General features: G+C 66.4%; 19 protein-coding genes and 1 tRNA gene. 7 read left to right on the top strand and 13 right to left on the bottom strand.

Going from position 1 to position 24,758, the window contains the following annotated elements; all coding sequences use genetic code 11:
- Positions 1-4: 4 nt before the first annotated feature.
- Positions 5-3,178 carry a TonB-dependent receptor gene (locus LLW23_RS11860; protein ID WP_228945726.1) on the bottom strand — a complete coding sequence of 1,058 codons (3,174 nt, stop codon included), beginning with the start codon at positions 3,176-3,178 and terminating at the stop codon, positions 5-7.
- Between the two features lie 311 nt (positions 3,179-3,489).
- Between LLW23_RS11860 and LLW23_RS11855 the strand changes: the two genes are divergently transcribed.
- Together LLW23_RS11855 and LLW23_RS11850 are read left to right on the top strand one after the other, a co-directional pair.
- The gene (locus LLW23_RS11855) at positions 3,490-6,027 is read left to right on the top strand and encodes a glycoside hydrolase family 9 protein (protein WP_228945725.1); all 2,538 of its coding nucleotides are present in this window, start codon (positions 3,490-3,492) and stop codon (positions 6,025-6,027) included.
- 30 nt (positions 6,028-6,057) lie between these two features.
- Entirely contained in the window at positions 6,058-7,020 is a 963-nt protein-coding gene (locus LLW23_RS11850) for a 3-keto-disaccharide hydrolase (RefSeq protein ID WP_228945724.1), read from the top strand.
- A gap of 21 nt (positions 7,021-7,041) precedes the next feature.
- Here LLW23_RS11850 and LLW23_RS11845 read toward each other — a convergent pair whose 3' ends face one another.
- A complete protein-coding gene (locus LLW23_RS11845; RefSeq protein WP_228945723.1) occupies positions 7,042-8,730 on the bottom strand; it encodes a GMC oxidoreductase in 1,689 nt (562 codons plus the stop codon).
- A 13-nt stretch (positions 8,731-8,743) separates the two neighbouring features.
- Entirely contained in the window at positions 8,744-9,292 is a 549-nt protein-coding gene (locus LLW23_RS11840) for a gluconate 2-dehydrogenase subunit 3 family protein (protein WP_228945722.1), read from the bottom strand.
- Positions 9,293-9,415: 123 nt separating this feature from the next.
- On the opposite strand from LLW23_RS11840, the gene LLW23_RS11835 reads away from it, so the two are divergent.
- Positions 9,416-10,183 (top strand): ThuA domain-containing protein, encoded by a 768-nt coding sequence (locus LLW23_RS11835; RefSeq protein WP_228945721.1) that lies wholly within the window; start codon positions 9,416-9,418, stop codon positions 10,181-10,183.
- Here LLW23_RS11835 and LLW23_RS11830 read toward each other — a convergent pair.
- The 5 genes from LLW23_RS11830 to LLW23_RS11810 form a co-directional block, all read right to left on the bottom strand.
- A complete protein-coding gene (locus LLW23_RS11830) occupies positions 10,176-11,408 on the bottom strand; it encodes an MFS transporter (protein WP_228945720.1) in 1,233 nt (410 codons plus the stop codon). The genes LLW23_RS11835 and LLW23_RS11830 overlap by 8 nt on opposite strands.
- Entirely contained in the window at positions 11,405-12,457 is a 1,053-nt protein-coding gene (locus LLW23_RS11825; RefSeq protein ID WP_228945719.1) for a sugar phosphate isomerase/epimerase family protein, read from the bottom strand. Before LLW23_RS11825 ends, LLW23_RS11830 begins: the two co-directional genes overlap by 4 nt.
- Positions 12,454-13,599: a Gfo/Idh/MocA family protein gene (locus LLW23_RS11820; RefSeq protein ID WP_228945718.1), complete on the bottom strand. Its 1,146-nt coding sequence runs from the start codon at positions 13,597-13,599 to the stop codon at positions 12,454-12,456. The genes LLW23_RS11825 and LLW23_RS11820 overlap by 4 nt, the downstream gene beginning before the upstream one ends.
- The gene (locus LLW23_RS11815; RefSeq protein WP_228945717.1) at positions 13,599-14,513 is read right to left on the bottom strand and encodes a sugar phosphate isomerase/epimerase family protein; all 915 of its coding nucleotides are present in this window, start codon (positions 14,511-14,513) and stop codon (positions 13,599-13,601) included. The genes LLW23_RS11820 and LLW23_RS11815 overlap by 1 nt, the downstream gene beginning before the upstream one ends.
- Before the next feature lie 80 nt (positions 14,514-14,593).
- Entirely contained in the window at positions 14,594-15,514 is a 921-nt protein-coding gene (locus LLW23_RS11810) for an alpha/beta hydrolase (protein WP_228945716.1), read from the bottom strand.
- Positions 15,515-15,663: 149 nt separating this feature from the next.
- Here LLW23_RS11810 and LLW23_RS11805 point away from each other — a divergent pair, with 149 nt between their 5' ends.
- From LLW23_RS11805 to LLW23_RS11795, 3 genes are read left to right on the top strand one after another with little or no spacing between them, the layout of a single operon-like run.
- Positions 15,664-16,683 carry a glycoside hydrolase family 43 protein gene (locus LLW23_RS11805; RefSeq protein ID WP_228945715.1) on the top strand — a complete coding sequence of 340 codons (1,020 nt, stop codon included), beginning with the start codon at positions 15,664-15,666 and terminating at the stop codon, positions 16,681-16,683.
- A 41-nt stretch (positions 16,684-16,724) separates the two neighbouring features.
- Positions 16,725-18,686 carry a sialate O-acetylesterase gene (locus LLW23_RS11800; RefSeq protein WP_228945714.1) on the top strand — a complete coding sequence of 654 codons (1,962 nt, stop codon included), beginning with the start codon at positions 16,725-16,727 and terminating at the stop codon, positions 18,684-18,686.
- An 11-nt stretch (positions 18,687-18,697) separates the two neighbouring features.
- Positions 18,698-20,587, top strand: coding sequence for an NPCBM/NEW2 domain-containing protein (locus tag LLW23_RS11795; protein WP_228945713.1), 1,890 nt, complete (start codon positions 18,698-18,700; stop codon positions 20,585-20,587).
- A gap of 8 nt (positions 20,588-20,595) precedes the next feature.
- Here the strand turns inward: LLW23_RS11795 and LLW23_RS11790 are convergent, their stop codons facing one another.
- From LLW23_RS11790 to LLW23_RS11780, 3 genes are read right to left on the bottom strand one after another with little or no spacing between them, the layout of a single operon-like run.
- A complete protein-coding gene (locus tag LLW23_RS11790; RefSeq protein ID WP_228945712.1) occupies positions 20,596-21,240 on the bottom strand; it encodes a 2-dehydro-3-deoxy-6-phosphogalactonate aldolase in 645 nt (214 codons plus the stop codon).
- Entirely contained in the window at positions 21,237-22,112 is an 876-nt protein-coding gene (locus tag LLW23_RS11785; protein ID WP_228945711.1) for a 2-dehydro-3-deoxygalactonokinase, read from the bottom strand. Before LLW23_RS11785 ends, LLW23_RS11790 begins: the two co-directional genes overlap by 4 nt.
- Positions 22,113-22,952, bottom strand: a complete 840-nt coding sequence (locus LLW23_RS11780) for an SMP-30/gluconolactonase/LRE family protein (RefSeq protein WP_228948562.1) — start codon at positions 22,950-22,952, stop codon at positions 22,113-22,115.
- 155 nt (positions 22,953-23,107) lie between these two features.
- Here LLW23_RS11780 and LLW23_RS11775 point away from each other — a divergent pair, with 155 nt between their 5' ends.
- The gene (locus LLW23_RS11775) at positions 23,108-24,025 is read left to right on the top strand and encodes a Gfo/Idh/MocA family protein (RefSeq protein ID WP_228948561.1); all 918 of its coding nucleotides are present in this window, start codon (positions 23,108-23,110) and stop codon (positions 24,023-24,025) included.
- 215 nt (positions 24,026-24,240) lie between these two features.
- On the opposite strand, the gene LLW23_RS11770 is transcribed toward LLW23_RS11775, so the two are convergent.
- Together LLW23_RS11770 and LLW23_RS11765 are read right to left on the bottom strand one after the other, a co-directional pair.
- Positions 24,241-24,317, bottom strand: a tRNA-Pro gene (locus tag LLW23_RS11770).
- A gap of 46 nt (positions 24,318-24,363) precedes the next feature.
- Positions 24,364-24,669, bottom strand: a complete 306-nt coding sequence (locus LLW23_RS11765) for a putative quinol monooxygenase (protein ID WP_228945710.1) — start codon at positions 24,667-24,669, stop codon at positions 24,364-24,366.
- Between the last annotated feature and the right edge of the window lie 89 nt (positions 24,670-24,758).

Raw genomic sequence — 24,758 nt, 5'->3', positions numbered from 1 at the left:
TCGATCAGAAGCGGTACCGTGCGCCCAGCCAGAAGCGCGGTTTCAGTTCTTGCACGAACACGAGGTTGGTCTCGTTGCGGGCATATTGACGGAACGGTTCGCTCGTCAGGTTGACCGCTTCGAGCGACACGGCGAAGTTTTGCGTGATGTCGTAGCTGATGTTCGCGTCGAGCGTTCCGAACGTGTCGGTGAACAACGGGTTGCGGTTGCCGCCCTGGTTGGTGCCCGACAGGAACTTGTCGCGCCAGTTGTATGACACGCGCGCCGAGAGCCCGTTCTTCTCGTAGATGCCGGTGATGTTGGCACTGTCGCCCAGGCCGGTCAGCGCGAAGATGTTGACGTTCGGATCCGAATAGGGATCGACCGTCAGATTGCCGTCGACCTTGGTGTACGACACTGCAAAGCCCAGGCCGCTATCGCCGAAGAAGTTCGTCCAAGCGACCTCGAAGCCGTGGATGTTGCCCTCACGATTGTTCACCGGGCCGCTGATCGCGAAATTGACCAGCGGATCGGCAGCATCGCCGTCGATGTTGATGGCGTTCGCAAGAGCCTGATAATTCGCATTGTTCAGGTAGCTGCCCGAAGCGTCTGCGTTGGACCTGTAGGCCGCGGTTGCCGCCGCTTGATTGCCGTTGTTCTGCACGAGCAGGGCGGTGTAGGCGAACAGATTGATGTCCGTCAGCGCGATGTTGTTCGTTCGCAGATAGTCGAGCGCAGTCCCCGACCGCGATCCCGCCGCACCCGAACCCGGATCACGCAGGCCGAACAGGCTGCCGTTGGTGATCTGGTTGCCGACGAAGTTGCGGACGTCCTTGTTGAAGAAGCCGACCGACACGAAGCTGGACGGCTTGTAATACCATTCCACCGACACGTCGAAATTGTCGGACACCAGCGGCAGCAGGCCCGGATCCTGGCGGGTTGCAGGTGCCGGAGCCGCACCGAGCGCGGTCGGGCGGTTCGGCGCGTTGGCCGCGACGGAGGCGAAGAGGCTGCCATAGTCGGCACGGGCCAGCGTCCGGCTGAACGAGGCACGGGCGACGACGTCGTCCACAACCTCGATGTTGAAGTCGAGCGAGGGCAGCAGGTTGGCGTAACTGGCCTTGATCTGCAGCGGAGCGCCCGGGGGTCCACCAAGGACGTTGAAATCGTTGTCCGCCTGCCATTGCAGCGAGAGCGGGACCGACTGGAGGGCGACCGAATTGACGCGCGTCTGCTCGTATCGGACACCGATCAGCGCGTTGGCACGCCGCCCGGCGATCTCGCCGCCCCAGGCCAGCTGCCCGTATACGGCCCAGGTCTTCTCGCCGACGGTATCGTCGCTGGAACCCTGCAGCACTGCCGGGCGAGCCGCCCGGTTGCCCTGCGCCGTCGCGTAGTACGGCTCGAAGACGTCGAGCAGGTCAACCGCGTCCGCCCGGAAGGCGACCAGCGACGATCCCGTCGAGTTCGGGTTATACTTGTCGAACTTGCAGGTCATGCAATAGGTCGAGACGAGATCGCCCGCGAGCTGCTCCACCAGACCGGTGTCGGTGATGCCCCAGTCGCCCAGCGTCTGCTGCGTGTTGGAGGACGCCGAGCGGGTTCTCGCGTCGACAAAGTTGCCGCCGAACTTGAAGCTGCTATCCTCGCCCAAGTCCCAGCCGAACTCGGCCCGATACTGGTTGACGCGCGATTCCTGCTGCGACGTGATCCGGCGCGCGATCTGGCTGCCCACATCGCCGATGTCGAGCAGACCATTATTGTTGCCGCCACGCCCTCCGTTCGTTGCCGGATTGTCGTTGATGGTTTCAGACTGCTGCGGGAAGCCGCCGGTATAATCAACGCGGTGCGTGGCGCGCACCGGCGCACCGATCGAGATCGTCGTCGCCGACGATCCGTTCGAATTGTCGGGATCGGTCGTCGACTTCGAGTGATTCGCGTCCAACGTCAGCGACATCGTGTCGGTGAAGTTCCACTTCAGGTTGCCGCCGAACGAATACAGCTCGGTCTTGGTGGCGAAGCGCTGCTGCTCGTAACCCTTGTCCGCCTGAACTGCCTCGCCCAGAATGATCGCGGATTGCATGCGATCGTTGGAGTCGAACGTCACCTCGGTGAACGGGCGCTGGAACCAGTTGGTCTGCTCGCTGCGTTCGTCGCTCAGCTTGTTGCGCGCGTACACGCCATCGACCGTGAATTCGATGCTGTCGGTCGGCTTGAACTGTAGGACCGCCTGACCGTTCAGACGCTCGCGACGGTTCTCCGAGAACTGATAGCGGCTGTCGTTCGGGATCTGGACGAACGGCGTGGTCGGACGGTTCGTGATGGTCGTGGTCGGGCGAATATAGGCGCCGCCCGTGTTCAGGAAGTCGGCCAGCGGCACGATGTTCCAATAGTTCGGGTTCGACTGGATCGAGGTCGATTCGCGCAGCTGGTAGCTGCCGAAGACGCTCACGCCGAAGGTTTCGTCGGTGTTCTTCCAGTTGATCAGGCCGGAGACTTCGGGCGTGACCCTGCTCAGGTCCGCCTCGGCGTCCTCGACCGTCGTGTCATACAAGGCCTTCGCGCCGATCGAGCCCGAGAAGCCGTCTTCGCGCGCATCGAGCGGGCGGCGCGTCACGATGTTGATCGCGGCACCGATGCCGCCCGACGGGATGCTCGCACGGCCGGTCTTGTAGACTTCCAGCGTGGAGACACCTTCGGACGCGAGGTTCTGGAAGTCGAACGAGCGGCCCGTACCCGTCGCGAATGCGTTACCGGTGCTCAAGTCGATGCTCGTCGAGGCCAGCTGCCGCCCGTTGAGCGTCACCAGGTTGAAGCCGCCGCTGAAGCCGCGGACCGCGACCTGCGAGCCTTCGCCATTCGATCGCGTGATCGAAACGCCAGTGATGCGCTGGAGCGATTCGGCCAGGTTGGTGTCGGGGAATTTGCCGATGTCCTCGGCCGAGATCGCATCCACGACGCCGGCGGAGTTGCGCTTGATGTCGATGGCGCGGTCTAGCGATGCGCGAACGCCAGTGACGACGATGTCAGAATCCCCGCCGGCTTCGGCCGCCGGGTCGATCGAAGCCACCGGTGGCGATGTGTCGCCAGCTTGCGGCGCGCTGCTTTGAGCGTTCGCGGCTGAAGCCACCATGCCCATGGCGATCGCCGACACCGACGCCGAGCGCGCCAGGACGCGAGCAAGGTTGAAACCCTTCATTGTATCCCCTCCTGAACCGCCCCGACGACAGCCGGGTGCTAGACGCGCTCTCTCGGCACGTGTGGTAACGATACCACCGGCCACGCCGGGGTCAATCGGGAAGATAGCGGGGATCGCATTATTTTCACGCGCCAGCCGGCTATCACGGAGGTGCCGACGAGCGGCGCATACCGCACCGCGGCATGCGAAATCGCTTAACATCCCAGCGAAACGAGGCAGTTCAGCCTAAAGCGGCTCGCGATTTTCTATGGTTTTATCTGTCGCCGCGCACGTTATGGTAGCGCAAACAGAACGATTGGGAGAGATGCGGCGTGAGCATTTGGAAGCGCAGAATTCTGGCGAGCGTGGCGGGGGCGGCGATCAGCCTGGGGGCCAGCCCGAGTCTCGCCCAAGCTGATGCCGACGCGCTGAAGCTCTCGGACGCCGGCTATTACGAGGCCCCCGGCGTCAACTGGCTGCTATTTTCGAACTGGTATGACGGGCTGTTCGCCGACTCGAAGATCAGCGGGCTCGAACTGATCCATCAGGACGTCCGCACTGCCACCAATGGCGATGTCCGGCTGTCGGCGACGCCCGGGCAATGGGATCCGATCGGCCGGCTGATCGAACGCAAGGTCGACCCGCGGACCGGCGCCATCACCGCCATTCTGGAATATTCCGATTTCAAGTTCCGCTACATCGTGCGCGCGGAGCCGCACGGATCGGACCTGCGCATCAGCATCGAGCTGCCGAATGCCCTGCCCGCCGCGCTGGTCGGCAAAGCTGGGTTCAACCTCGAATTCCTGCCCTCCGCTTACCAGCGCTCGACCTATCTGGTGGATGGCAGGCCGGGCGCGTTTCCGCTGTATCCCGCCGGACGCATGGTCCGCACCGCCGAGCGCAATGCGGCAAGCGGGCGTAGCGATGGACCGGGCGCCGAGCCGCTTCCCATGGCGAGCGGGCAACACCTCGTGCTGGCACCGGAGAACGCCGCCCGGCGCGTAAGCGTGCGCGCCAGCGAGGGCCAGATCGAGCTATTCGACGGGCGCAACCAGGCGCAGAATGGCTGGTTCGTGCTGCGATCCGCGCTGCCCGCCGGACGCACCGGACGCGTGCTCGAATGGACCATCAGCGCCGCCACCGCGCCGGGTTGGGTGCGACCGCCCGTGATCGGCCATTCGCAGCTTGGCTATTCACCGTCCGAGCCGAAGATCGCGACGATCGAGATCGATCGGAACGATCGCCGTCGGCCAGCGGTGCGTCTGCTCGCCGTCGGCGGCGATGGCGCGACGACGGTCGCGGCCAGCGGCGCCGCTACGTCTTGGGGCGACTATCTGCGGTATCGGTATTTTCGGTACGATTTCAGCAAGGTGGCGACGCCCGGCATCTACATGCTGGAATATGGCACCACGCGCACTGCGCCGTTCCGGATCGCGGACGACCTTTATTCGCAAGCATGGGCGCCGAGCCTCGACGTCTATTTCCCCGTCGCGATGGATCACATGCTGGTCAACGAGGCGTATCGCGTCTGGCATGGCGATCCGCACCGCGACGACGCGCGCCAGGCGCCGCTGAACCACGAGCATATCGATTTGTACCGCCAGGGTCCGACCACCGACACGAAGTTCAAGCCGGGCGATCACATACCGGGGCTCAATGTCGGCGGCTGGCTCGACGCGGGTGACTTCGACATCCGCACCCAGACGCAATATCAGGTGATCCGATCGATGGCGTCGACCTGGGAACGGTTCCGGCCGACCCGCGATACGACCAGCGTCGACCAGGCGCGTCGCCGGGTGGAAATGCACGTTCCGGACGGCGCGCCCGACCTGCTCCAGCAGATCCGCCATGGTGCGATCCAGCTGATCGCGCAATATGATGCAGTCGGTCATCCGATCCACGGCATCGTCGAGCCGGACGTCGCGCAATACACGCATCTGGGCGATGCGGTGACCAAGACCGACGGGCTGGTGCACGATCCGAAGCTGGCACGGGACGAGACGCGGGATGGGCGGAGCGGCATGCCCGATGATCGCTGGGCGTTCACCAGCCGCACGTCCGCCCTCAGCTACGGATCGGCCGCCGGGCTGGCCGCGGCGGCGCGGGCGCTTAAGGGGTTCGATGATGCGCTGGCTGCCCGTGCGCTGGCTATCGCGGTCGGCTATTGGCGCGATGAGCAGGGCCGCGCGCCGGATCTGTTCCAGCACGGCAACACGACGGGCGGCCCGCTCGAATCCGAACGCTTCGCGGCGGCCGTCGAGCTGCTGATCGCGACCGGCGATTCGCAGTATGCCGACGCTGTTCAGGCGTCTTTGCCGATGGTGATCCAGAGTTTCGGACGGGAGGCGATCACGGCCACGCGGGCGATCCCGCATATGCCGGCGGCTTACCGCAGCGCGCTGATCCCGGCGGTGCGCACTTGGGCGCAGACGGCGGCGGGGTTCGCGCGTGCCAATCCCTATGGGGTGCCGATCACGACCGGCGGCTGGGCAGGCAACGGCAGCGTGCTCGATTTCGGGCTGACGACCGATGCGCTGCACAGGGCATTCCCTGAGATAGTCGCGCCCGAGGCGGTGTTCCGCAGCCTTGCCTACCTGCATGGCAACCATCCCGGATCGGACATCTCGTTCGTCTCGGGCGTCGGCGCGCGGTCCAAGGAGGTCGCTTATGGCAATAATCGCGCGGACTTCAGCTTCATCGCGGGCGGGGTCGTTCCGGGCGCGCTGATCATCAAGCCCGATTTCCCCGAGAACAAGGAAGACTGGCCGTTCCTGTGGGGTGAGAACGAATATGTCGTCCCCGAGGCTGCGGCGTACATGGAATTGGTTCATGCTGCCGATGCGCTGACACGACAGTCGAGCGCCAAGTGACGGGAATTTTTCCGAGCGAGGATTGAAGCGATGGATCGGCTATCGACGATAGTTGGCGCTGCGCTCATGTGCGGCTTGGCGACGCAGGCGCTGACCGCGCAGGAGCGTCCCGCGCCGGCCAGTACGGAACTGGCGCGCGCGGTGGCGGGTGACCCACCGGCGACGCCGCAACGATTGCGTCTGGTCGACCGGCCCCGCGCGACCGGACCGGCGCGCGACCTGTTCAACGGCCGCGACCTGAGCGATTGGGAGGGTTGGCTCGGCTATCCCGATCCCGCCGTGACGTACCGCGACGACCCCGGTTCGTCGGCGATCGGCACCGCGCGTCGCATTGAGGAGCATTTCGCGGTCCGCACGGTCGATGGCGCGCCTGCGCTGTGGATCAAGGGTGAGACCTGGGGCAGCCTGGTTCACCGCGCGGACCTTCGCGATTACCACCTCCGCCTCGAGTTCAAATGGGGCGCGAAGACCTATGCGCCGCGCGAGACCCAGGCGCAGAACAACGGGCTGCTCTATCATACGCATGGACAGCCGGGCGCCGTGTTCGGCACCTGGTCCCCATCGGTGGAATTCGAGATCATGCGCGGATCGACGGGGATGATCGTGACCGTAGGCAAGGACGTCCGTGCGCGGACGACCGTCGCCTACGACCCGGGGCTGATCGAGCCGCACTTGCGGTATCGCTTGGGCGGGCGCGAGGTGGATATGATCAACCGCACGCCGACCTGGAACGTCGAGGCGGGCGTCGATGCGGAGCGCCCCGTCGGCCAGTGGAACACGCTGGACCTCTACGTCGTCGGCGACCGCGCCGTACACGTCGTTAACGGCGTGCCGGTCGCCACGGTGAAGGATCTCGCCGTGATCGCGCCGGATGGGTCGCGGCAGGCGCTGACGCATGGCCGCATTCAGCTGCAGTCCGAGGGCGCCGAGACCTGGTTCCGCAACATCACGGTCGAGCCGATCAAGGCTCTGCCGCGGATCGTTGCGCGCTAACGCGGCGACCGTCGAAACCCGCTAGATTTTGCCTTCCTTGAGGAACGCCGCCGCATGGTGCGCGGCGCGCGCCGACAAGGCCATGTAGGTCAGTGACGGGTTCTGGCAGCCCGACGAACTCATGCTCGCACCGTCGGTGACGAACAGGTTCGGGACGTCGTGCGCCTGGTTATAGCGGTTGACGACCGAAGTGTTCGGATCGTGCCCCATGCGGGCGGTGCCCATTTCGTGGATACCCAGCCCTACCCCGCCGTAATGCTTGCGCACTTCGATGTCGGTGCAACCCGCCAGCTCGAGCATCGCGCGCGCATCGCTGCCGACCTGTGCGATCATGGCGTGTTCGTTCGGCCCCAGCGACACGTCGATATGCGGCACGGGGATGCCCCACTTGTCCGTGTTCGTCTCGCTGAGGGTGATGCGATTCTCGGGGCGCGGGAGCATTTCGCCGAAGCCTGACAATGACACTCGCCAGGGCCCGGGTTTGCGCAGCCGGGCCTTGAGATCGGCCCCTACCCCCGCCTCGGACATTCCGCGCTGCCATCCGTCGCGCAGGATGCGGCCCTGGAAACCGTAGCCGCGGACATAGCCGTCGGCGGGCTCGGTGACGTTGCGATAGCGCGGGATGTAGAAGCCGTTGGGCCGGCGGCCGCGGTGATAGATATCCGCATGGCCCGGATAGATGCCGCTAGCCCCCAGCCCGCTCAGATGATCGATGAGGTTGCGCCCGACCTGGTCGGATCGGTTGGCGATCCCGCGCGGATCCTCTGCCGACCGCGAATTGAGCATGACCTGCGCCGTCCCTAAGGTCGACGCGCACAGGAACACCATCCGCGCGTCATAGGTACGCCCGGCTTTCGTGTTGCGGTCGATCACACGCACCCCGGTCGCCTTGCCGGTCTTCGGATCCTGCACGACGCTATGGACGATGGCGTCGGTGACGATCGTTACGTTCTTCGTCCGCTGCGCCGCTGGCAGCGTTGCCGAGAGGCTGGAGAAATAAGCGCCGAACGAGCAGCCGCGCTCGCACAACGACCGGTATTGGCAGGCGCTGCGGCCAAGTTCTTCGTGCTCTTTCGTTGGTGCGGTCAGATGCGCGCAACGGCCAGTGATCAACCGCCGGGTGGGGAACGCTGCTTCCACTTTTCGGCCGAATTCTGCCTCGGGCGGGGTGAGCGCCATCGGGGGCAGGAACTTGCCATCGGGCAAATGATCGAGCCCGTTCGCCTCGCCCGATATGCCGGCGAAGGTTTCGACATGATCGTACCAGGACGCCATGTCCGCGTAGCGGATCGGCCAGTCGACGCCGTGGCCGTCCTTCTTGTTCGCCTCGAAGTCCATTTCGCTCATGCGATAGGATTGCCGCGCCCACATGATCGACCGGCCGCCCAAGTGATAGCCGCGGATCCACAGGAACGGGCGGTCGGGCGGTGTGGTGTAGGGGTGGTCGCTGTCCTTGACCCACAGATGCTTGGTCGCCGCCGAGAAGGCATAACACTGGCTCTGGACCGGGTACTCCGCGTCGGCTTCGTTCTCGGAGACCATGCCGTACTGGTGGAGCTCCCACGGCGACAGGCCGTCGGTATAGTCGGCGCCGTGCTCGAGCGACTTGCCGCGTTCGAGCACGAGTACTTTCAGCCCGCGTTCCGCGAGCTCCTTGGCCGCCCAGCCTCCGCTCATGCCCGAGCCGACCACGATTGCATCGAATGTCATGTCTGCGGCTCCCTCAGGCGGCCCAGCTTCTGGTATCCGCGGTGACCGGGATCGACGGCTCCCACGCGCCCGGAACCAGCTCATAGCGGAGTTCCTGCGTCGCCCCGGCCTCCGAGTAATAATAGCCGGTCAGCACTAGCTGCTTGAACTGGCGGTAGGCCGGATCTTTCGCCGCGAGAAGCGCGCTGTCCCGCCTGGCGAGCCAGTCGGCCCGCTCTGCTGCGGATAAAGCGGCGAGCGGCTTGCCGGTGTCGGCTTCGGCGGCGCGCGCGAGCGAGGCGATGACACCCTGGATGTGCGCCCGGCTTTTCGGCGATGCCCAGTTCGCCATCAGCGTGTCGAGAAAGGCCGGCACGCCAGCGGCGATTGCGCCGGGCGTATCGGTGGTCGGGATCATCGTCTCGCACAGCAGATCGAGCTGCGCGCGCTCGGATGGCGAGAAGAACGTCGGTCCGGTTGCTGCCAGCAGCTCGGGCGCGATCGCGATCCCGCCGACCAGAAGAATGGCACTGCGCAAGATGGCGCGGCGGTCGGCTGCAAACGCCGTGTGGCTGGTCGGCATATTCTCTCCGGAAACGTGTGCAATGCGTTCGTGCGCATCGCTCATCGGTGGAAAAGGTGTGGCATCGCATCGCCCCTGTCCAGCCCCCGGCGATCGACCTATGCTGGTCGCAAAAGGGGATGGATGTCGATGAATCCTGCGCGCCATTGGCTGCTCTGCATCGCTGCGATCATCTGGTGCGCGCTGCCCGGCACGGCGGACGCCAAGGCAGCGCGCGTGCTCGTCTTCTCGCATTCCACCGGCTACCGCCACGCCTCGATCGAGGCGGGGGTTGCGGCGCTGAAGGCGCTGGGTGAGCGGCGCGGCATGAGCGTGGTGGCGAGCGAGGATCCGGCCATGTTCGACGGCGACCGGCTGAAGGACTTCGACGCGATCGTGCTGCTCAGCAACACCACCAAGCGCGATGAGCCCGCCAGCGAATGGTGGATCGGCAAGCGGCGCGAGGCGCTTCAAGCGTTCGTTCGTCGCGGCGGCGGCATCGTCGGCATCCATGCGGCAGCGGATTCGCATTACAGCTGGCCTTGGTACGGCCGGATGATCGGTGGCTGGTTCACCAGCCATCCCAAGGGCACGCCGACTGGCCTCGTCACGGTTACCGATCGCAGCCACCCGGCCAACAAGGGACCCGCCAGCCCTGTTCGGCGCGCGGACGAATGGTATTATTTCGAGGATTTCGATCCCACGGTGCAGACGCTGACGACGCTCGACCCGGCGTCGATCGGCGAGAAGGACGTCAATCCCAACCCCACGTCGTGGAGCCATGAATTCGAGGGCGCGCGCGTCTTCTATACGGCGATGGGACATTCGCCCGAAAGCTTCAGCGAGCCGTGGCTGCTGCAGCATCTGGAGGGTGGGCTGACGTGGGTGCTGCACGGGCGCCGCGTCAAATAGCCGGGGCCGGCGCGTGCCGGTTCCGGAAGAGGAGCAGGAACATCACCGCGGTTATCCCGGCGAACCCGGCGGGCAGCAGCCAGAAGCCGTGCCAGTCGGTTCCCCCGCCCCCGGCCGCACCCACCTGCACCGCGTTGGCGACGTTGCTGCCGATCAGATAGCCCACGCCCCAGGTCATCAACGCCAGGAACGATTGCGCGCGGCCACTCGCCTCGGCGGCAAAGTGATTGCCGACCCAGATCGTCGCCGCGACGAACACGAAGTCGAAGCCGACGCCGTGCAATGCCAGCCCGAGGTAGATCAGCGGCAGGATCGGTCCGTCGTCGGTGAACGCGTTTGCGAAAATGAGATAGCGAACCGCCCAGGCGGCCATGCCGACGAACAGGACGCCCTTGATCCCGACCAGGCGGAAGAACACCGGCAGCAGAAGCAGGAAGCCGACTTCCGACACTTGCCCGATCGTCTGCGTCGCGGCGGGATTGTTCACGCCGATATCGTCGAGGAACGGGTTGGCGTAGACGTTGTAGAACGAGAACGGGATCATCATCAGCATCGAGCAGACGATCAGCACCCAGAAGCTGCGATCGCCCGCCCGGATCGCGTCGAGCCCCAGCAGCGCGACGAGCGATGCACGCTCACGGCTCGCCTTGGGCGGCGTGTTGGGCAAGGTGAACGCGTAGAGCCCGTAGACGATCGACACCGCGGCGGCGAGCAGCAGCGGCAACGCCGTGCGCTCTGCCTCGCCCGGAAGGACGAAGCTCACGATCAGCCCGGCGATGATCCAGCCGATCGTCCCGAACACCCGGATCGCGGGGAACTGCCGCTCGCTGTCGCTGAGCGCATTGAGCGCGATGGTGTTGGACAGCGCGATCGTCGGCATGAAGGCGAGCAGCACGCCCAAGGTCGCGAAGAACATGACGCCCGCATCCGCGCCGGTTCGCGACAGCACGAACAGGAGCACGCCGGCGGTGAGATGAAGGATGCCCATCACCTTTTCCGCCGAGAAATACCGGTCCGCAATCGCGCCGACGAACAAAGGCGCGGCGATCGCCGCCCAGCCTTGCGCCGAATAGATGGTGCCGACGGAATCGGCGAGGCCGTTGCGGGTCAGGTAGGTCGCGAACGGCACGAACCAGGCGCCCCAAACGGCATATTGCAGGAACATCATCAGCGACAATCGCGCCCGCGTGCCCAACGCGAGAGTGCCCCCCACCGTCGTGCTCACGCGCGGTCCAGCCCCAGGATGCGCCGGTTGCGCGCAGCATCGGGGGCGGCGCCGGCGAAATCGTCGAAAGCGCGTTCGGCCTGGCGGATCATGTGCGCGGCGATGAACGGTGCGCCCTCGGCCGCGCCCTGTTCGGGATGCTTGAGGAAGCACTCCCACTCCAACACCGCCCAACCGCGATAGCCATATTGCGTCAGCTTGGTGAAGATGCCGCCGAAATCGACCTGTCCGTCGCCGAGCGACCGGAACCGGCCTGGCCGCTCCGCCCAGTCGGCATAGCCGCCATAGACACCCGCGCGCCCGGTCGGGTTGAACTCCGCATCCTTGACGTGGAACATGCGGATCCGGTCGTGATACAAGTCGATGAACTGGAGATAGTCGAGCTGCTGCAGCACGAAGTGGCTCGGATCGTAGAGGATGTTCGCGCGCGGATGATTGTCGACTGCGGCCAGGAACCGCTCCCAGCTGATCCCGTCGTGCAGATCCTCGCCGGGGTGAATTTCATAGGCAAGGTCGACGCCGACATCCTCGAAGGCATCGAGCAGCGGCCGCCACCGCTTGGCGAGTTCGGCAAAGCCATCCTCGACCAGCCCGGCCGGTCGCTGTGGCCAGGGGTAGACGGTGTGCCACAACAGCGCGCCTGAGAAGGTTGCATGCGCGTCCAGCCCGAGCCTCCGGCTGGCCTGCGCGGCGAAGCGAAGCTGCTGGCAGGCCCATTGCGTGCGTTCGGCAGGCTTCCCGTGCAGTTCGACGGGTGCGAACGAGTCGAACAGGGCGTCGTACGCCGGATTGACCGCCACCAATTGCCCCTGGAGGTGCGTCGACAATTCCGTGATCGCGACGCCCGCCTCCGCGCAGACGCCCTTGATCTCGTCGCAATAGTCCTGGCTTTCCGCCGCCCGTGCGAGGTCGATCAATCGGGCATCCCACGTGGGTATCTGCACGCCGACATAGCCGAGGCTGCTCGCCCATTGCGCCATCGCAGCGAGGCTGTTGAACGGTGCCGTGTCACCCGCGAACTGCGCGAGGAAAATTGCCGGGCCTTTCATGCGTCATTCTCCAGTTCAACCCAGCGGGCATTGTCCGCGCTGCTGCGATGCGCCGCGGCGATGAAGCGCATCGATCGCATGCCTTCGGCGAGGCTGGCGTAGCAGCGATCTTCCGGCGGGCGCCCGCGCACCGCCAGTGCGAAATCGTGATAGATGTTGGCGAAGGCCTCGAGATAGCCTTCCGGGTGCCCCGACGGCGTACGGGTGACCCGCATCGCCGGCGGATCGAGATAGCCGCGATCGGCGCCCGGGGTCCAAATCTCTTCCGGCCCGTTGCGCCGCGCGACGCGCAGCACGTTTGGGTTTTCCTGCGCCCAATGGACGCCCGCCTCCTCGCACCAGATCGAAATGGCGAGCCCGTTGGCGTCGCCCGCGCAGACCTGGCTCGCGATCAGCGTCCCGCGCCCGCCCCCGGCGAGGTGGAACATGGCCGCGCCGTCATCGTCCAACGTGCGCCCCGGCACTGCCGCGCGGAGTTCGGCCGACAACCGGGTGATCGGATCGCCGGTTATCGTCTCGACCAGATTGAACGCGTGCGTGCCGATATCGCCAAACGCACCGGCGAGGCCCGAGCGTGCCGGATCGAGGCGCCACTCGGCCTGTTTGCCGACCGCATCCTCGGCGCGTGCCAGCCAGCCTTGCGTATAGCGCACGGCCACGCGGCGAACCGCGCCGAGCCGGTTGCCTGCGACGAGTTCGCGCGCCTGCCGCACCATCGGATAGGCGGCATAGGTGTGGGTGACGCCGACCAGTCCGCCGGTGCGATCGGCCGCGTTGGCGAACGACTCCGCCGCTGCGATCGTGTCGGTCAGCGGCTTATCGGTCAGTACCGGGAACCCAGCCTCCAACGCTGCGATCGCGACGGGGGCGTGGAGGTGGTTCGGCGTGACGATGGCGATGAACTCGGCGCGCTCATCGGCAGGCAAGTCTCGTTCACCGTCCAGCAGCGCCGACCAGCTTGGATAGGAACGCTCGGCCGGGAGGCCCAGCGCTTCTCCCGATCGTGCGGCGCGCGCCGGATCTCGCGAGAAGGCGCCCGCGACCAATTGGCAGTTGCCCGCGATGGCGGCCGCAGTCCGATGCACCGGGCCGATGAACGCACCTTCGCCGCCTCCCACCATCGCGTAGCGAACGGGCCGCATCAGCGCACCCCCAGCGTGCGGAGATAGGCCATGCTCTGCTGCAACCCCTCGAGCGGCGGACGAGTGAATGGCGGCTCCTGTTCCACGAACCATCCAGCGACCTTCGCCTTTGCGGCGGCATCGAACACGGCGGGCCAGTCGATCGTCCCGGCGCCGATCGGCGTCGTCGTCAGGTCTTCGGCGATCTGGTTGGTCACCCGCACCTTGGTGGCGATGTCCTTGACGTGGAGCAGCTCGATCCGGGCTGAATGACGCTTGATCATCTCGACCGGATCGTACCCCGCCGCCGCGACCCAGCCGAGATCGAGTTCCAGCGACACCAGCGCGGGATCGGTAATCCGCAGGATTTCGTCCAGCGCGGTCGCGCCCTCGTAGGTCAGCATTTCGGCCGCATGGTTGTGGTATCCAAAGCGCATGCCCATCGCCTTGGCGCGGGCGCCGATCCGGTTCATGGCTTCGGCGTTGCGGCGCCAGTCGGCGAGCGTCATCGCCTCGGCGAGCCCGATGTTCCACGGCTTGGCCGGGTCGATCGGCTTGAGCGAGGCGGGTGACGAGGCGATCACGTACCGCGCCCCGACATCGCGCGCCTGGGCAAGCTCGGTCTCATGCTCGTCGATCAGATCGCGCATCGAGAAGTGGCAGGAAAACGGCTCCAGTCCTGCGGACTTCACACCAGCGCGGAATTCGGCCGGCGATCGACCGACCCAGCCGGCCGCTTCGATCCGGCGATACCCGATCCGCCGCAGCTGTCGCAGCGTGCCGGCGAAATCGCGCGCGAGATCATCCTTCACCGTCCACAGCTGAACACCCGGCATCGGCATCGCGCGCGACGCAGCAACCGCGGGGCTGCCAAGGAGTGCAGACAGTCCGAGCGCAGTTGCGCCAAGCATTTCGCGGCGTGTTGGCTGGGCCAATTGCTTTCTCTCCCATGTCGCCGAGGCGATATCCTCGTTGTTCATTCCAGACCGTGCAAGCGGAGCAATCATCCGATCGCCTACGATGCTGGTGTCAGCAGGTTGTGCATGGCCATCCACCGCACGAACCCCTCGAACCAACCGGTGCTGGTGGTGGTCTTCGGGTACATTCCGAAGCCGTGCCCGCCCTGTTCGTAGAGATGAAACTCCACCGGGCGCTTGGCCGCGCGCCAGCTTTCGATCAATCCGAAGCCACTGTTTCCAAAAAGCGGATCGTCGGCGGCGAGCGCGACGAACATCGGAGGGGCATCGGCCGGGACGGTCATCGCCGACAGCGGGCCATAGACGTTCCCGATAAAGGCGGGCTTGGCATCCTGCCCGGCCACCGTGGTGACCATCGTCAGCATCGCGCCCGCGGAGAAGCCGACCATGCCGATGCGGTCGGGGTTCACCCGCCATTCCGCCGCGCGGCTGCGGACGAGCGCGAAGGCGGCGCGCGCATCGGCGATCTGCGGTGCCAGGCCGGTCGCCATCCGGTCGGGCGCCGGCCGTGGCGGTCGCGCCGCCGCGCCGGAAAACATCTCGGCCATCGAGCGCTCGAACGCAGGCATGTCGCGCGGCGTCTGGTTCAGCCGGTATTTGAGCACGAACGCCGCGACGCCCCGTGCGGCGAGCGCGCGTGCGACGTCCCACCCCTCGTTCTCCATCGACAGCGTACGGAAACCGCCGCCGGGCGCGACGATCACCGCCGTGCCGTTCGCTTTCGCTGGATCGGGGAGGAAAGGCGTGAGGGTCGCGACGGTGACGTTGCGGGTGAAGACGCTGTCATATTGCCGATGCCATGCTTCCGGCGCGGTCGCGCCCGGCAGTGGCCCGGTGTTCAATGCGATTGCGGTCGGCTGCGCCGGGGTGGCGATCGGCGTCATCCGGTCGTCCTGCGCCAGTGCGGGCGTCCCCATCCCAAAGGTGATCGCCGCGCCGAGCGTGAGGCTGGGGCGCATTATCCGCATCGCCAACGCTTTCAGCATTTCGTGTTTCACGTCGCCCTCTCCCGTTCGGTCGTCCACTGACGATCCGGCGTTACGGACAATGCTAGCGCTATCATTCGCGTCCTGCCATGGTGCTTTCAAACAAAAGTAGGGGGAGAGCGATGAGGACGAATGGTATCGGTCGCATGGCGGCGGCGCTGATCGCGTTGGGCCTGGTTGCATCCTCATCGTCGGCGCAGAACCCGGCGGCGACCGCGCCCGGATCGAACCCGCTGTTTCGCGACAAGTTCACCGCCGACCCTGCGCCCCTGGTCGTGGGCGATCGCCTGTACCTGTATGTCGGGCATGACGAGGCGCAGCGCGACGAGATGTTCAACATGCGCGACTGGCTCGTCTACTCGACCACCGACATGAAGCACTGGACCGATCACGGGTCGATCATGAAAGTGTCGGACTTCAAATGGGCCAAGGCGGATGCCTGGGCGGCGCAGACGATCCACAAGAACGGCAAATTCTGGTTCTACGCCGCGGTCGAGCATGACGACACGCACCCCGGCAAGGCGATCGCGGTCGCGGTGTCCGACACGCCGACCGGCCCGTTCGTCGACGCGCGCGGATCGGCGCTGATCACCAACGAGATGACGCCCAAGGGCACGCATAGCTGGGAGGACATCGACCCGACCGTCTTCACCGACACCGACGGCACCAGCTGGATCGCCTGGGGCAACCGGCAATGCTATATCGCCCGGCTGAAACCCAACATGATCGAGATCGACGGCCCGATCACCGAGATCACGCCGCCGCACTTCGAGGAAGGGCCGTGGCTGCACAAGCGCGGCGACCTTTATTACCTGACCTATGCGTCGCTCGACCGCAGCAAGCACCGCGACGAACGCGTATCCTATTCGACGGCGCCCTCGATCACTGGCCCATGGACCCATCGCGGCGAGCTGACCGGATCGGGCAAGTACAGCTTCACGATCCACCCCGGCATCGCGGAGTTCAAGGGCAATTGGTATCTGTTCCTGCACAATGCGACGCTCGCGATCGGCGACCTCGCCGGCTCGATCGGGCGGCGTGCGGTGACGGTGGAACGGCTGCAGTACCGGCCGGACGGCACGATGATCCCCGTGGTGCAGACGGACGCGGGCGTCACCGCGCCGGCGAGTGTTCGTCGATGAACGCCGTCACAGCCCCCTCATTTCGCGGGATCACGTCAACAATGCCAACACTGCGCGCCAGCATCATCCCGCTTGCCCTGCTCGCCACGGCATCGGCGGTGCAGGCCGCCCCACGCCTCGACGGTGTGGTCAGCGACCACGCCGTCCTGCAACGCGGCCAGCCGATCGTACTGACGGGTGATGCCATGCCCGGCGAGACCGTGCTCGTCAGCCTGGCCGGCCGGAGCACCGTCGTGACGGCGGGACGCAACGGTCGCTTCGAAGCGCGGCTGCCCGCGATGACCGCCGGCGGGCCATACGACCTGACGGTCGCGGCCCCGAGCGGTGGCGCGGTGGTGCGCGATATCCTGCTCGGCGACGTTTACCTGTGCTCGGGCCAAAGCAACATGGAGATGTCGGTCGATCGCGCGCAGGACATGATCCCCGATGCGAACCCGGCACCCGACGCGCAGCTGCGCCTGCTCACCGTCACCAAGAAGAGTGCGGCGGCACCGATCGCGCGCTTCGCCGATGCGCCGGACTGGGAGATCGCGGGGCCGGCCTCGGTGCCCGGCTTCTCGGCTGCCTGCTTCTATATGGCGCAATCGCTGCGGCGCACCGCCAAGGTGCCGATCGGCGCGATCCATGCGAGCTGGGGCGGATCGCGGATCAGCGCATGGATGAGCGACCCGGCGCTGCGCGCGGCGGGTCTCTCCGCCGATGCCGATCGGCTGGCGCTTTACGGGCGCGATCCTGCCGCAGCGAACCGCGATGCCTCGGCGGTGTGGGAAGCATGGTGGCGCGCGCAATCGGGCGATGTCGCCGGTGCAGAACCCTGGCAGCCGAATGCCGCGCTCGACTGGCGCGAGGTGCCGCGGATCGGGAATTTCGAAGAATGGGGCGTCCCGGAACTCGCGGACTATAACGGCATGCTCTGGTTCCAGCGCGAGGTAACGGTGACGGCCGATCAGGCGCGCGGGCCGGCCATTCTCGCGCTCGGCGCGGTGGATGATGCCGACCGGACCTGGGTCAACGGGCGCGGCGTCGGCGGCAACAGCCTGGCCGGGCAGCCGCGCGTGTATGCGCTGGCCGCGGGCACGCTGAAGGCGGGCCGCAACGTCATTACGGTGAATGTTGACGATGGCTATGCGTTCGGCGGCATGACCGGCCCGGTCGAGGCGATGCGCCTGACCTTCGCCGACGGCAGCAGCCTGCCGATCTCGGCCGGGTGGCGCTACGCGATCGCGAAGCCCGTCAAAGGCGGCGCACCGCGCGTGGCGTGGGACGACATCAATGGTGCGGGCACGCTGTTCAACGCGATGATCGCACCGCTCGGGCGCACGCCCGTCGCGGGCATCGCCTGGTATCAGGGTGAGTCGGACACAGGGCTGCCCGGTTACGACCGGCGGCTGTCGGCGATGGTCGCGGACTGGCGCCGGCGGCTCGACAGCCCGAACGCGGCAATCGCGGTGGTCCAGCTCGCCAATTATGGCGAACCATCGAAGGCACCGGCCGAAAGCGGCTGGGCTGACGTCCGTGACGCGCAGCGGCGGGTCACCGCGGCCGACGCGCACGGCGGCATGGCCGTCAGCCTCGATCTCGGCGATCCGCGCGACATCCACCCTGGCCAGAAGCACGAGGTGGGCGAGCGGCTGGCACGCGTGATGCGCGCGCGCGTCTATGGCGAGGCCGTGCCCCCCGCCGGGCCGGCGATCGCCAGCGCTACGCAAGGCCCGGACGGCAGCGTCACGCTGCGCTTCACCGGCGTCGACGGCGCACTGCACGCGCAAGGTTCCGCCGTCGCGATCGGCTTCGAGCTGTGCGGCGCCGCACCTGAGCCATGTCGCTATGCGGCCGGACGCGTCTCCGGCAGCGAGGTCATCCTGGCGGGCGACGGGCGCGCGGTGACGCGGATTCGCTACGCCTGGTCCGATGCGCCCGCGACCAACCTCGCCGACGATGCGCACTTGCCCGTCGGCACGTTCGAGATCGCGGTTCCACCGCTCGGAGGCACCGCACGATGACGTCGCTTCGGATGAGTTCACTTCGCCTTTTCCTGCTGACGTGTGCGCTTGACGCGCCGACGCTCGCCGGTGCCGATCCACTCGCGCCCACGGCCAAGTGGAGCGCCAATGAGGCGGGCCATGCGCCGGTGCCGCCGATGGGCTGGAATTCGTGGAATGCGTTCAACAGCGACGTGGACGAGGCCGCGGTGCTCGCCTCGGCGCAGGCGCTGGTGGACACCGGCCTGTCCCGGCTTGGCTATCGCTACGTCAACATCGACGATGGCTGGTGGCTGAAGCGCCGCACCAGCGACAATCGCCTGCTGATCCGAACCGATCGTTTCCCCTCTGCCGCGACCGGCGCAAACCCGAGCTTCCGACCACTGACCGATCGACTTCACGCCATGGGGCTGAAGGCGGGCATCTATTCGGACATCGGCCGCAACAGCTGCGGGCAGATCTACACACCCGATTTCAAGAACCAGCCCGAGGGCAGCGTGGCCGAGCGCGAGGTGGGGCTGTACGGCCATGTCGACGCGGACATCCGGCTGTACTTCGCCGAATGGGGCTTCGACTTCATCAAGGTCGACGGATGCGGCATTCGCGGCCTGCCCGCCGATGCGCCGCGCGTTCGCGCTGGAATGTATCGCGCGTTGCCGCCGCTCGTGGACATGCAATCGCTCGGCGGTTCGGACATCGCCGGCGTCCGCGCGCTATATGAAGAGGTCAGTGCCGCGCTCGTCCGGCACACTGCCGGCCGCCCCTATGTCTATTCGCTATGCCTATGGGGTGCGGGGGACGTGCGCGCCTGGGGCAAGAATGTCGGCAACATGTCGCGGACGAGCGACGACATCCAGCCGAGCTGGGACCGGATGCTGACCAATCTCGATACGGTCACGCACCGTGCGCTCTACGCTCATCCCGGCTCATGGAACGACCCGGACATGCTGTTCGTCGGGACTGGGGACTTCGACCGTGATCATCTCGTCGAAGCGCGTTCGCATTTCACATTATGGGCGATGCTGAACGCGCCGCTGATCATCGGTTATGACTTGCGCAAGCTGACCCCCGATCTGCTGTCGATCTTCGGCAATGCCGCGCTGACGGCGATCAACCAGGACGCGGCCGGCAATCAGGCGGTGCTCGCGTATGACTCAGATCAGGTCCAGATCTTCGTCAAGACGCTGGCCGACGGCAGCAAGGCACTGGCGGTACTGAACCGCACCGCGCGCGCCGTGCAGGCGGTGCTGACCGCCGAACACCTGAAGCTGCTCCCGGGCGCGGACGTCCAGCTCATCGATCTTTGGACCAAGAAGGCGAGCCGCTTTCGCAAGGAACTGACCATCGACCTGGCGCCGCATGCGACGCAGGCCTTCGTCGCGACGGGGACGCGTCGGCTCGCGGACGGGCTGTATCTCTCGGAGCAGACCGGTCGCGTGAACCCCGCCGTCGATGGGGTCGTGGAGCCGATGCCTGAGCCGGCCATCCATCATTCGATCACGCCATGGACCGGCACGCGGGGTGCCGGAGATCACCCGCAATATGGCGGCTGGGGTGGCGCGGAGGCTGATCGGGCACCGGGCGGCAAATTGCTGCGCGTCGCGGGAGCGGCGTTCAACACCGGCATCGGGATACTCGCCAATAGCAGGCTGGAGGTTCGCAACGCCGGCTTCACGCGCTTTACCTCGCAGGTGGGCGTCAACGATTCGGGTCGGCGACGCGGCGGGCCGGTGACGTTCGAGGTCTGGGGCGACGGGAAGCTGCTAGCCCGCTCGCAGCCGAAGACGTTCGGCGCTCCGGCCGAGCCGCTTTCCGCGACGGTGGCAGGAGTGGCGATCATCGAGCTCGTCGTGCGCGCTAGCGGGGCTGATGGCGCGATGGCGCAGCCGGCCACCTGGGGCGACGCGGCGCTACGCCGCTAGGCTCGGCGCTATCCCGCCGCTTGCGCCGTCCCTAGCGCTCGCGTGAACTCCACCGCCCGCTGGCCGACGTCCGCTGCCGTCATTCCTGCTGCATACAGCGCCGAACCGAGCCCGAACCCCGCCGCGCCGGCGGCGATCCATGGCGCTATCGTTGCGGGTGTGATGCCGCCGACCGGCAGGACACGCGTCGCCTTCGGCAGGACGGCGCGCAGTGCCTTCAGTCCCTGCGGCGTCGCCGCCTCGGCCGGGAACAGTTTCAGCGCGGCGGCGCCTGCCTCCAGCGCGGCAAAGGCCTCGCTCGGCGTGGCGATGCCCGGCAGCGACACCAACCCGCGGGCGGCGGCCTCGGCAATGACACGCACGTTCGTATTGGGCGAGATGATCAGCGTGCCGCCCGCCGCCTCGACCTCGGCCACATCCTCAACGCGCACCACCGTTCCCGCACCGATCACGGCGCGGCCTGCCAGTCTGCCGGACAGCCGGGCGATGCTGTCGAGCGGATCGGGGGAGTTGAGCGGCACCTCGATGATCGTGAAGCCGGCCATCACCAGCGCGTCACCGATCGCCTCCACGTCGGGCGGGCGAACGCCGCGCAGGATCGCGATCAGCGGCAGTTGCGCGAACGCGGTGTCGAAGGTGGCCAGATGAGTCACGCGGCAAGCTCCCGAAGCCGTGTAATGCCAGCGACGAACGCGGGCTGGCTGTCGATCATCGCCGGCCTGCCGCCCAGCGCGGACACGGCTGCGGCGTACAATGCTCCCAGACCGGGATCAGCCAGGATATGGGCTTCGCTAGCGTCGGTTTCGCCGAGGCGGGCCGCCACATCGGCGCCGATCAGCAGGCCGCTCGCGAACGAGGCAGCGTCGCGATCGTCGCGCAGCCCGAGTACGCCGCTGACACGGATGCCGAAGAGGCTGGCGGCAAGATCGCGCTTTGCCCCCTCGGCCAAGCCGTCGTGGAATGCCGGGCCATCCACCACGTCGCCACCCAATTGCCGCGCCAAGAGTCCGCCGCCGCGCAGCAATGCGAACAGCTCGCCCGTCATCGCGGTGGTGAAGCGCGTGATCCGCGAATTCTCTACCGTCGCCCATTTGCAATGCGTTCCCGGCTGACAAAGCAGCGCATTGCGGGGCACCAGTTCGGCCGCGACCGCGCCGAGCAACTGGACCTCTTCACCGCGCATGACGTCCGCGCGGCCATCGCTACGATCGCAGAGGCCAGGAACGATCGCGGTCCGATCATCGATGCGGTGCAGCGCGGCGGCGAGCTGATCGAGGCCGGCGGGCGCCGCGACATAGGGCACGTCGCGCCAGCCGATCGTCGATCCGACCATGCCCGCGAGCAACATCGGCAGATCGCCCAGCCGCTCGCGCAATTCTGCTACCGCCGCGGGATAGTCGTCGGCTGTCAGTGTCGCTGCGCCCTGTGCGTCGCGTTCGATTCGCAGTACGCGACCACGGTCGATCACGAACGCGCGGCGATTGGTGGTGCCCCAATCGACCGCGATGAACGGGTCGCTCGTCATTTAGCCGCCGAACTTGTGCGTGGGCAGCCCGCGGCATCCCGGATCCACCTCGAACAGCGCGCCACCGTGTTGCTCGTCGACGCCATCTGCGGCGGAGGTGACGAACATGCGGTCGAGATCCGGCCCGGCGAAGGTCATGCTGGTGATCTGCGATGCCGGCAGCGCGATCGATCGTTCCAGCGAACCTGCAGGATCGAACCGGCTTACCCGCCCCGCGCCCCAGTGCGCGACCCACAGATGGCCGTTGGCATCGAGCGTCATGCCGTCGGGGCTGCCCCAGCCGGCCTCGAACACGATGTGCGGCGTTCGAGCGCCGAGCCCGCCGTCGTCGCGGATAGCTATCCGGAAGATCGTGCGCAGCGCGGTATCGGTGTGGAACATCGTCGCGCCATCCGGGGCGATCGCCGGGCCGTTGGGGATGGTGTACGGCGCATCGACGCGTGTGCAGCTGCGGTCTGGATCGAGGCGGTAGAAGGCGCCGGTTTCGCCAGAGCAGCTGAACGGCATCGTTCCTGCCCAAATACGCCCGAAGCAATCCGCCTTCGCATCGTTCATTCGATTTTCCACAACGCCGATCTCGGGATCGACGATTGGCCGAATAGCGAGCGGATCGAGGTCGAGTTCGGCGAAACCGCTCGCGAAGCCGGCAATGAGGCCACCGCGCTCACGCTCGATCACCCAGCCGATCGCTTCGGGCATGTCCCACCCCGCCACCGTATCATCTTCCAAAGACAGACGGTTGAGCCGCTTGCCGAGGATATCGACCCAGAAAACCGCATTATCGGGCGCAGACCACAACGGGCCTTCACCAAGGATCGATCGGACGCCGCCGGAGACCATGCGCATCAGTGATGTCTCCCGGCACGCCATTGTCGGCGATGGTATCATCCGTCTCACCGCGAGGATTACCGATCGCAGGTGCTCGGAATTGATAGCCGCGCGCCGACAACCTAGGAAGCTATTTGTATGACAAATGACGATCAGGAGATTGGATGATGGCGACGCCGCACGCGTTGGCCGTGATTGGCGTGGGCAAGATCGCGCGCGACCGGCATCTTCCGGCGATCGCTGCCGATCCGGCGTTCCACCTGGTCGCGACGGTCGATCCGCATGCGTCGGTCGATGGCGTGCCGAACTACGCCTCGCTAGGCGCGCTGCTCGCCGACGGCCGGTCGATCGACGCGGTATCGATCTGCACACCGCCAGCGATGCGCGCGCCGATCGTGCTGGCGGCATTCGAGGCGGGGCTGCACGTCATGATCGAGAAGCCGCCGGCAACTTCGCTGGCCGAGGTCGAGGCAATGCGCAGCGTCGCCGGGACGCGGACATTCTTCGCCGCCTGGCATTCGCGCGAGGCCGCGGGCGTCGCGCCGGCACGTGCCTGGCTGGCGGACAAGCGCATCGAACGCGTGACGATCGAATGGCGCGAGAACATCCGGCACTGGCATCCGGGGCAGGACTGGATCCTGGCGGAAGGTGGCTTTGGCGTATTCGATCCGGGCATCAACGCGCTGTCGATCCTCACCGCGATCCTGCCCGAGCGGGTAGACCTGACCGCTGCATCTATCGAGGTGCCCGAAGGCCGCCAGTCACCGCTTGCCGCAAGGCTGGAGATGCGATCGGGCGCGGTGCCGATCGTAGCAACCTTCGACTTCCTCCAGCTTGGTGAGCAGACGTGGACGATCGACGTCGAAACCGATGCGGGGTCCTTGTCGTTGCGTGACGGCGGGAAGGTGCTGGTTGTGGATGGCAAGTCGGAGACCGGCGTTAACGCGGAGTATCCGAGACTTTATCGCCGTTTCGCGGAGTTGATCGAGGCCGGCGGAAGCGACGTGGATGATGCGCCGCTGCGCCTGACCCTCGATGCGTTGGCGCGCGCGACGCGGAACAAAGTCGAACCGTTCAGCTGGTAGTCCCTCCCGTCGCGCAGATTAAGCTTCCGGCCCAAGACTGGTAGGTTGTTTTCGGCGAAAATCGCCGGCCGCTGACGTCCCGATGAGACTCCGCCATTTTCATCTGGAGTCCGCCTTCGCGATGAGACGGTGGTGACGAAGGCGAGGTTCAGCGACGAGCCGATCATCGTGGAGTGGCGCGAGACCCACCGTGCATATTGTATTTGCTAGAAACTTGGTCGGGGCGACAGGATTCGAACCTGCGACCCCCACACCCCCAGTGTGATGCGCTACCAGGCTGCGCTACGCCCCGACCGAGGGGCGCGGCCTACGCGGCGCGCGCCCCAGATGCAAGCATCTCAGATCAGCTTGCGCCAATGCTGCCCATCCCACGCCTCGACCGACATCGCGCTGGGCGAATGCGCGCGCAGCGCGCGGCCGAACGCCTTCTGGTGATCGGCCTGGCCGTGTGCGCCGAGCGCCTCGGGGCTCGCCCAACGTTCGGCGATTCGGATCAGATCGGGATCGGCGGCGTCGAAGGCGAAGCTATATTCCTCGCAACCCTCTTCGGTCTTCACCGTGGCGGCGTGTTCGGCGAGCAGCGTGGCGGCCTTTGCGCCCTCGCCTTCGCCCAGCTTGATCGTGCCCATTACCAGGATCGTCATCGCTCTCTCCCCAATTGCCTAACTGACCTGCGCCCGTCGCGGGCGGCGTCGGGCCGTGGGGTAGCCGCGCGCGCGAGTTGCGCCAAGGG

Source organism: Sphingomonas radiodurans, from assembly GCF_020866845.1.
Taxonomy (GTDB): Bacteria; Pseudomonadota; Alphaproteobacteria; order Sphingomonadales; family Sphingomonadaceae; genus Sphingomonas; species Sphingomonas radiodurans.
This window is presented reverse-complemented; position numbering and strand designations above follow the sequence as displayed.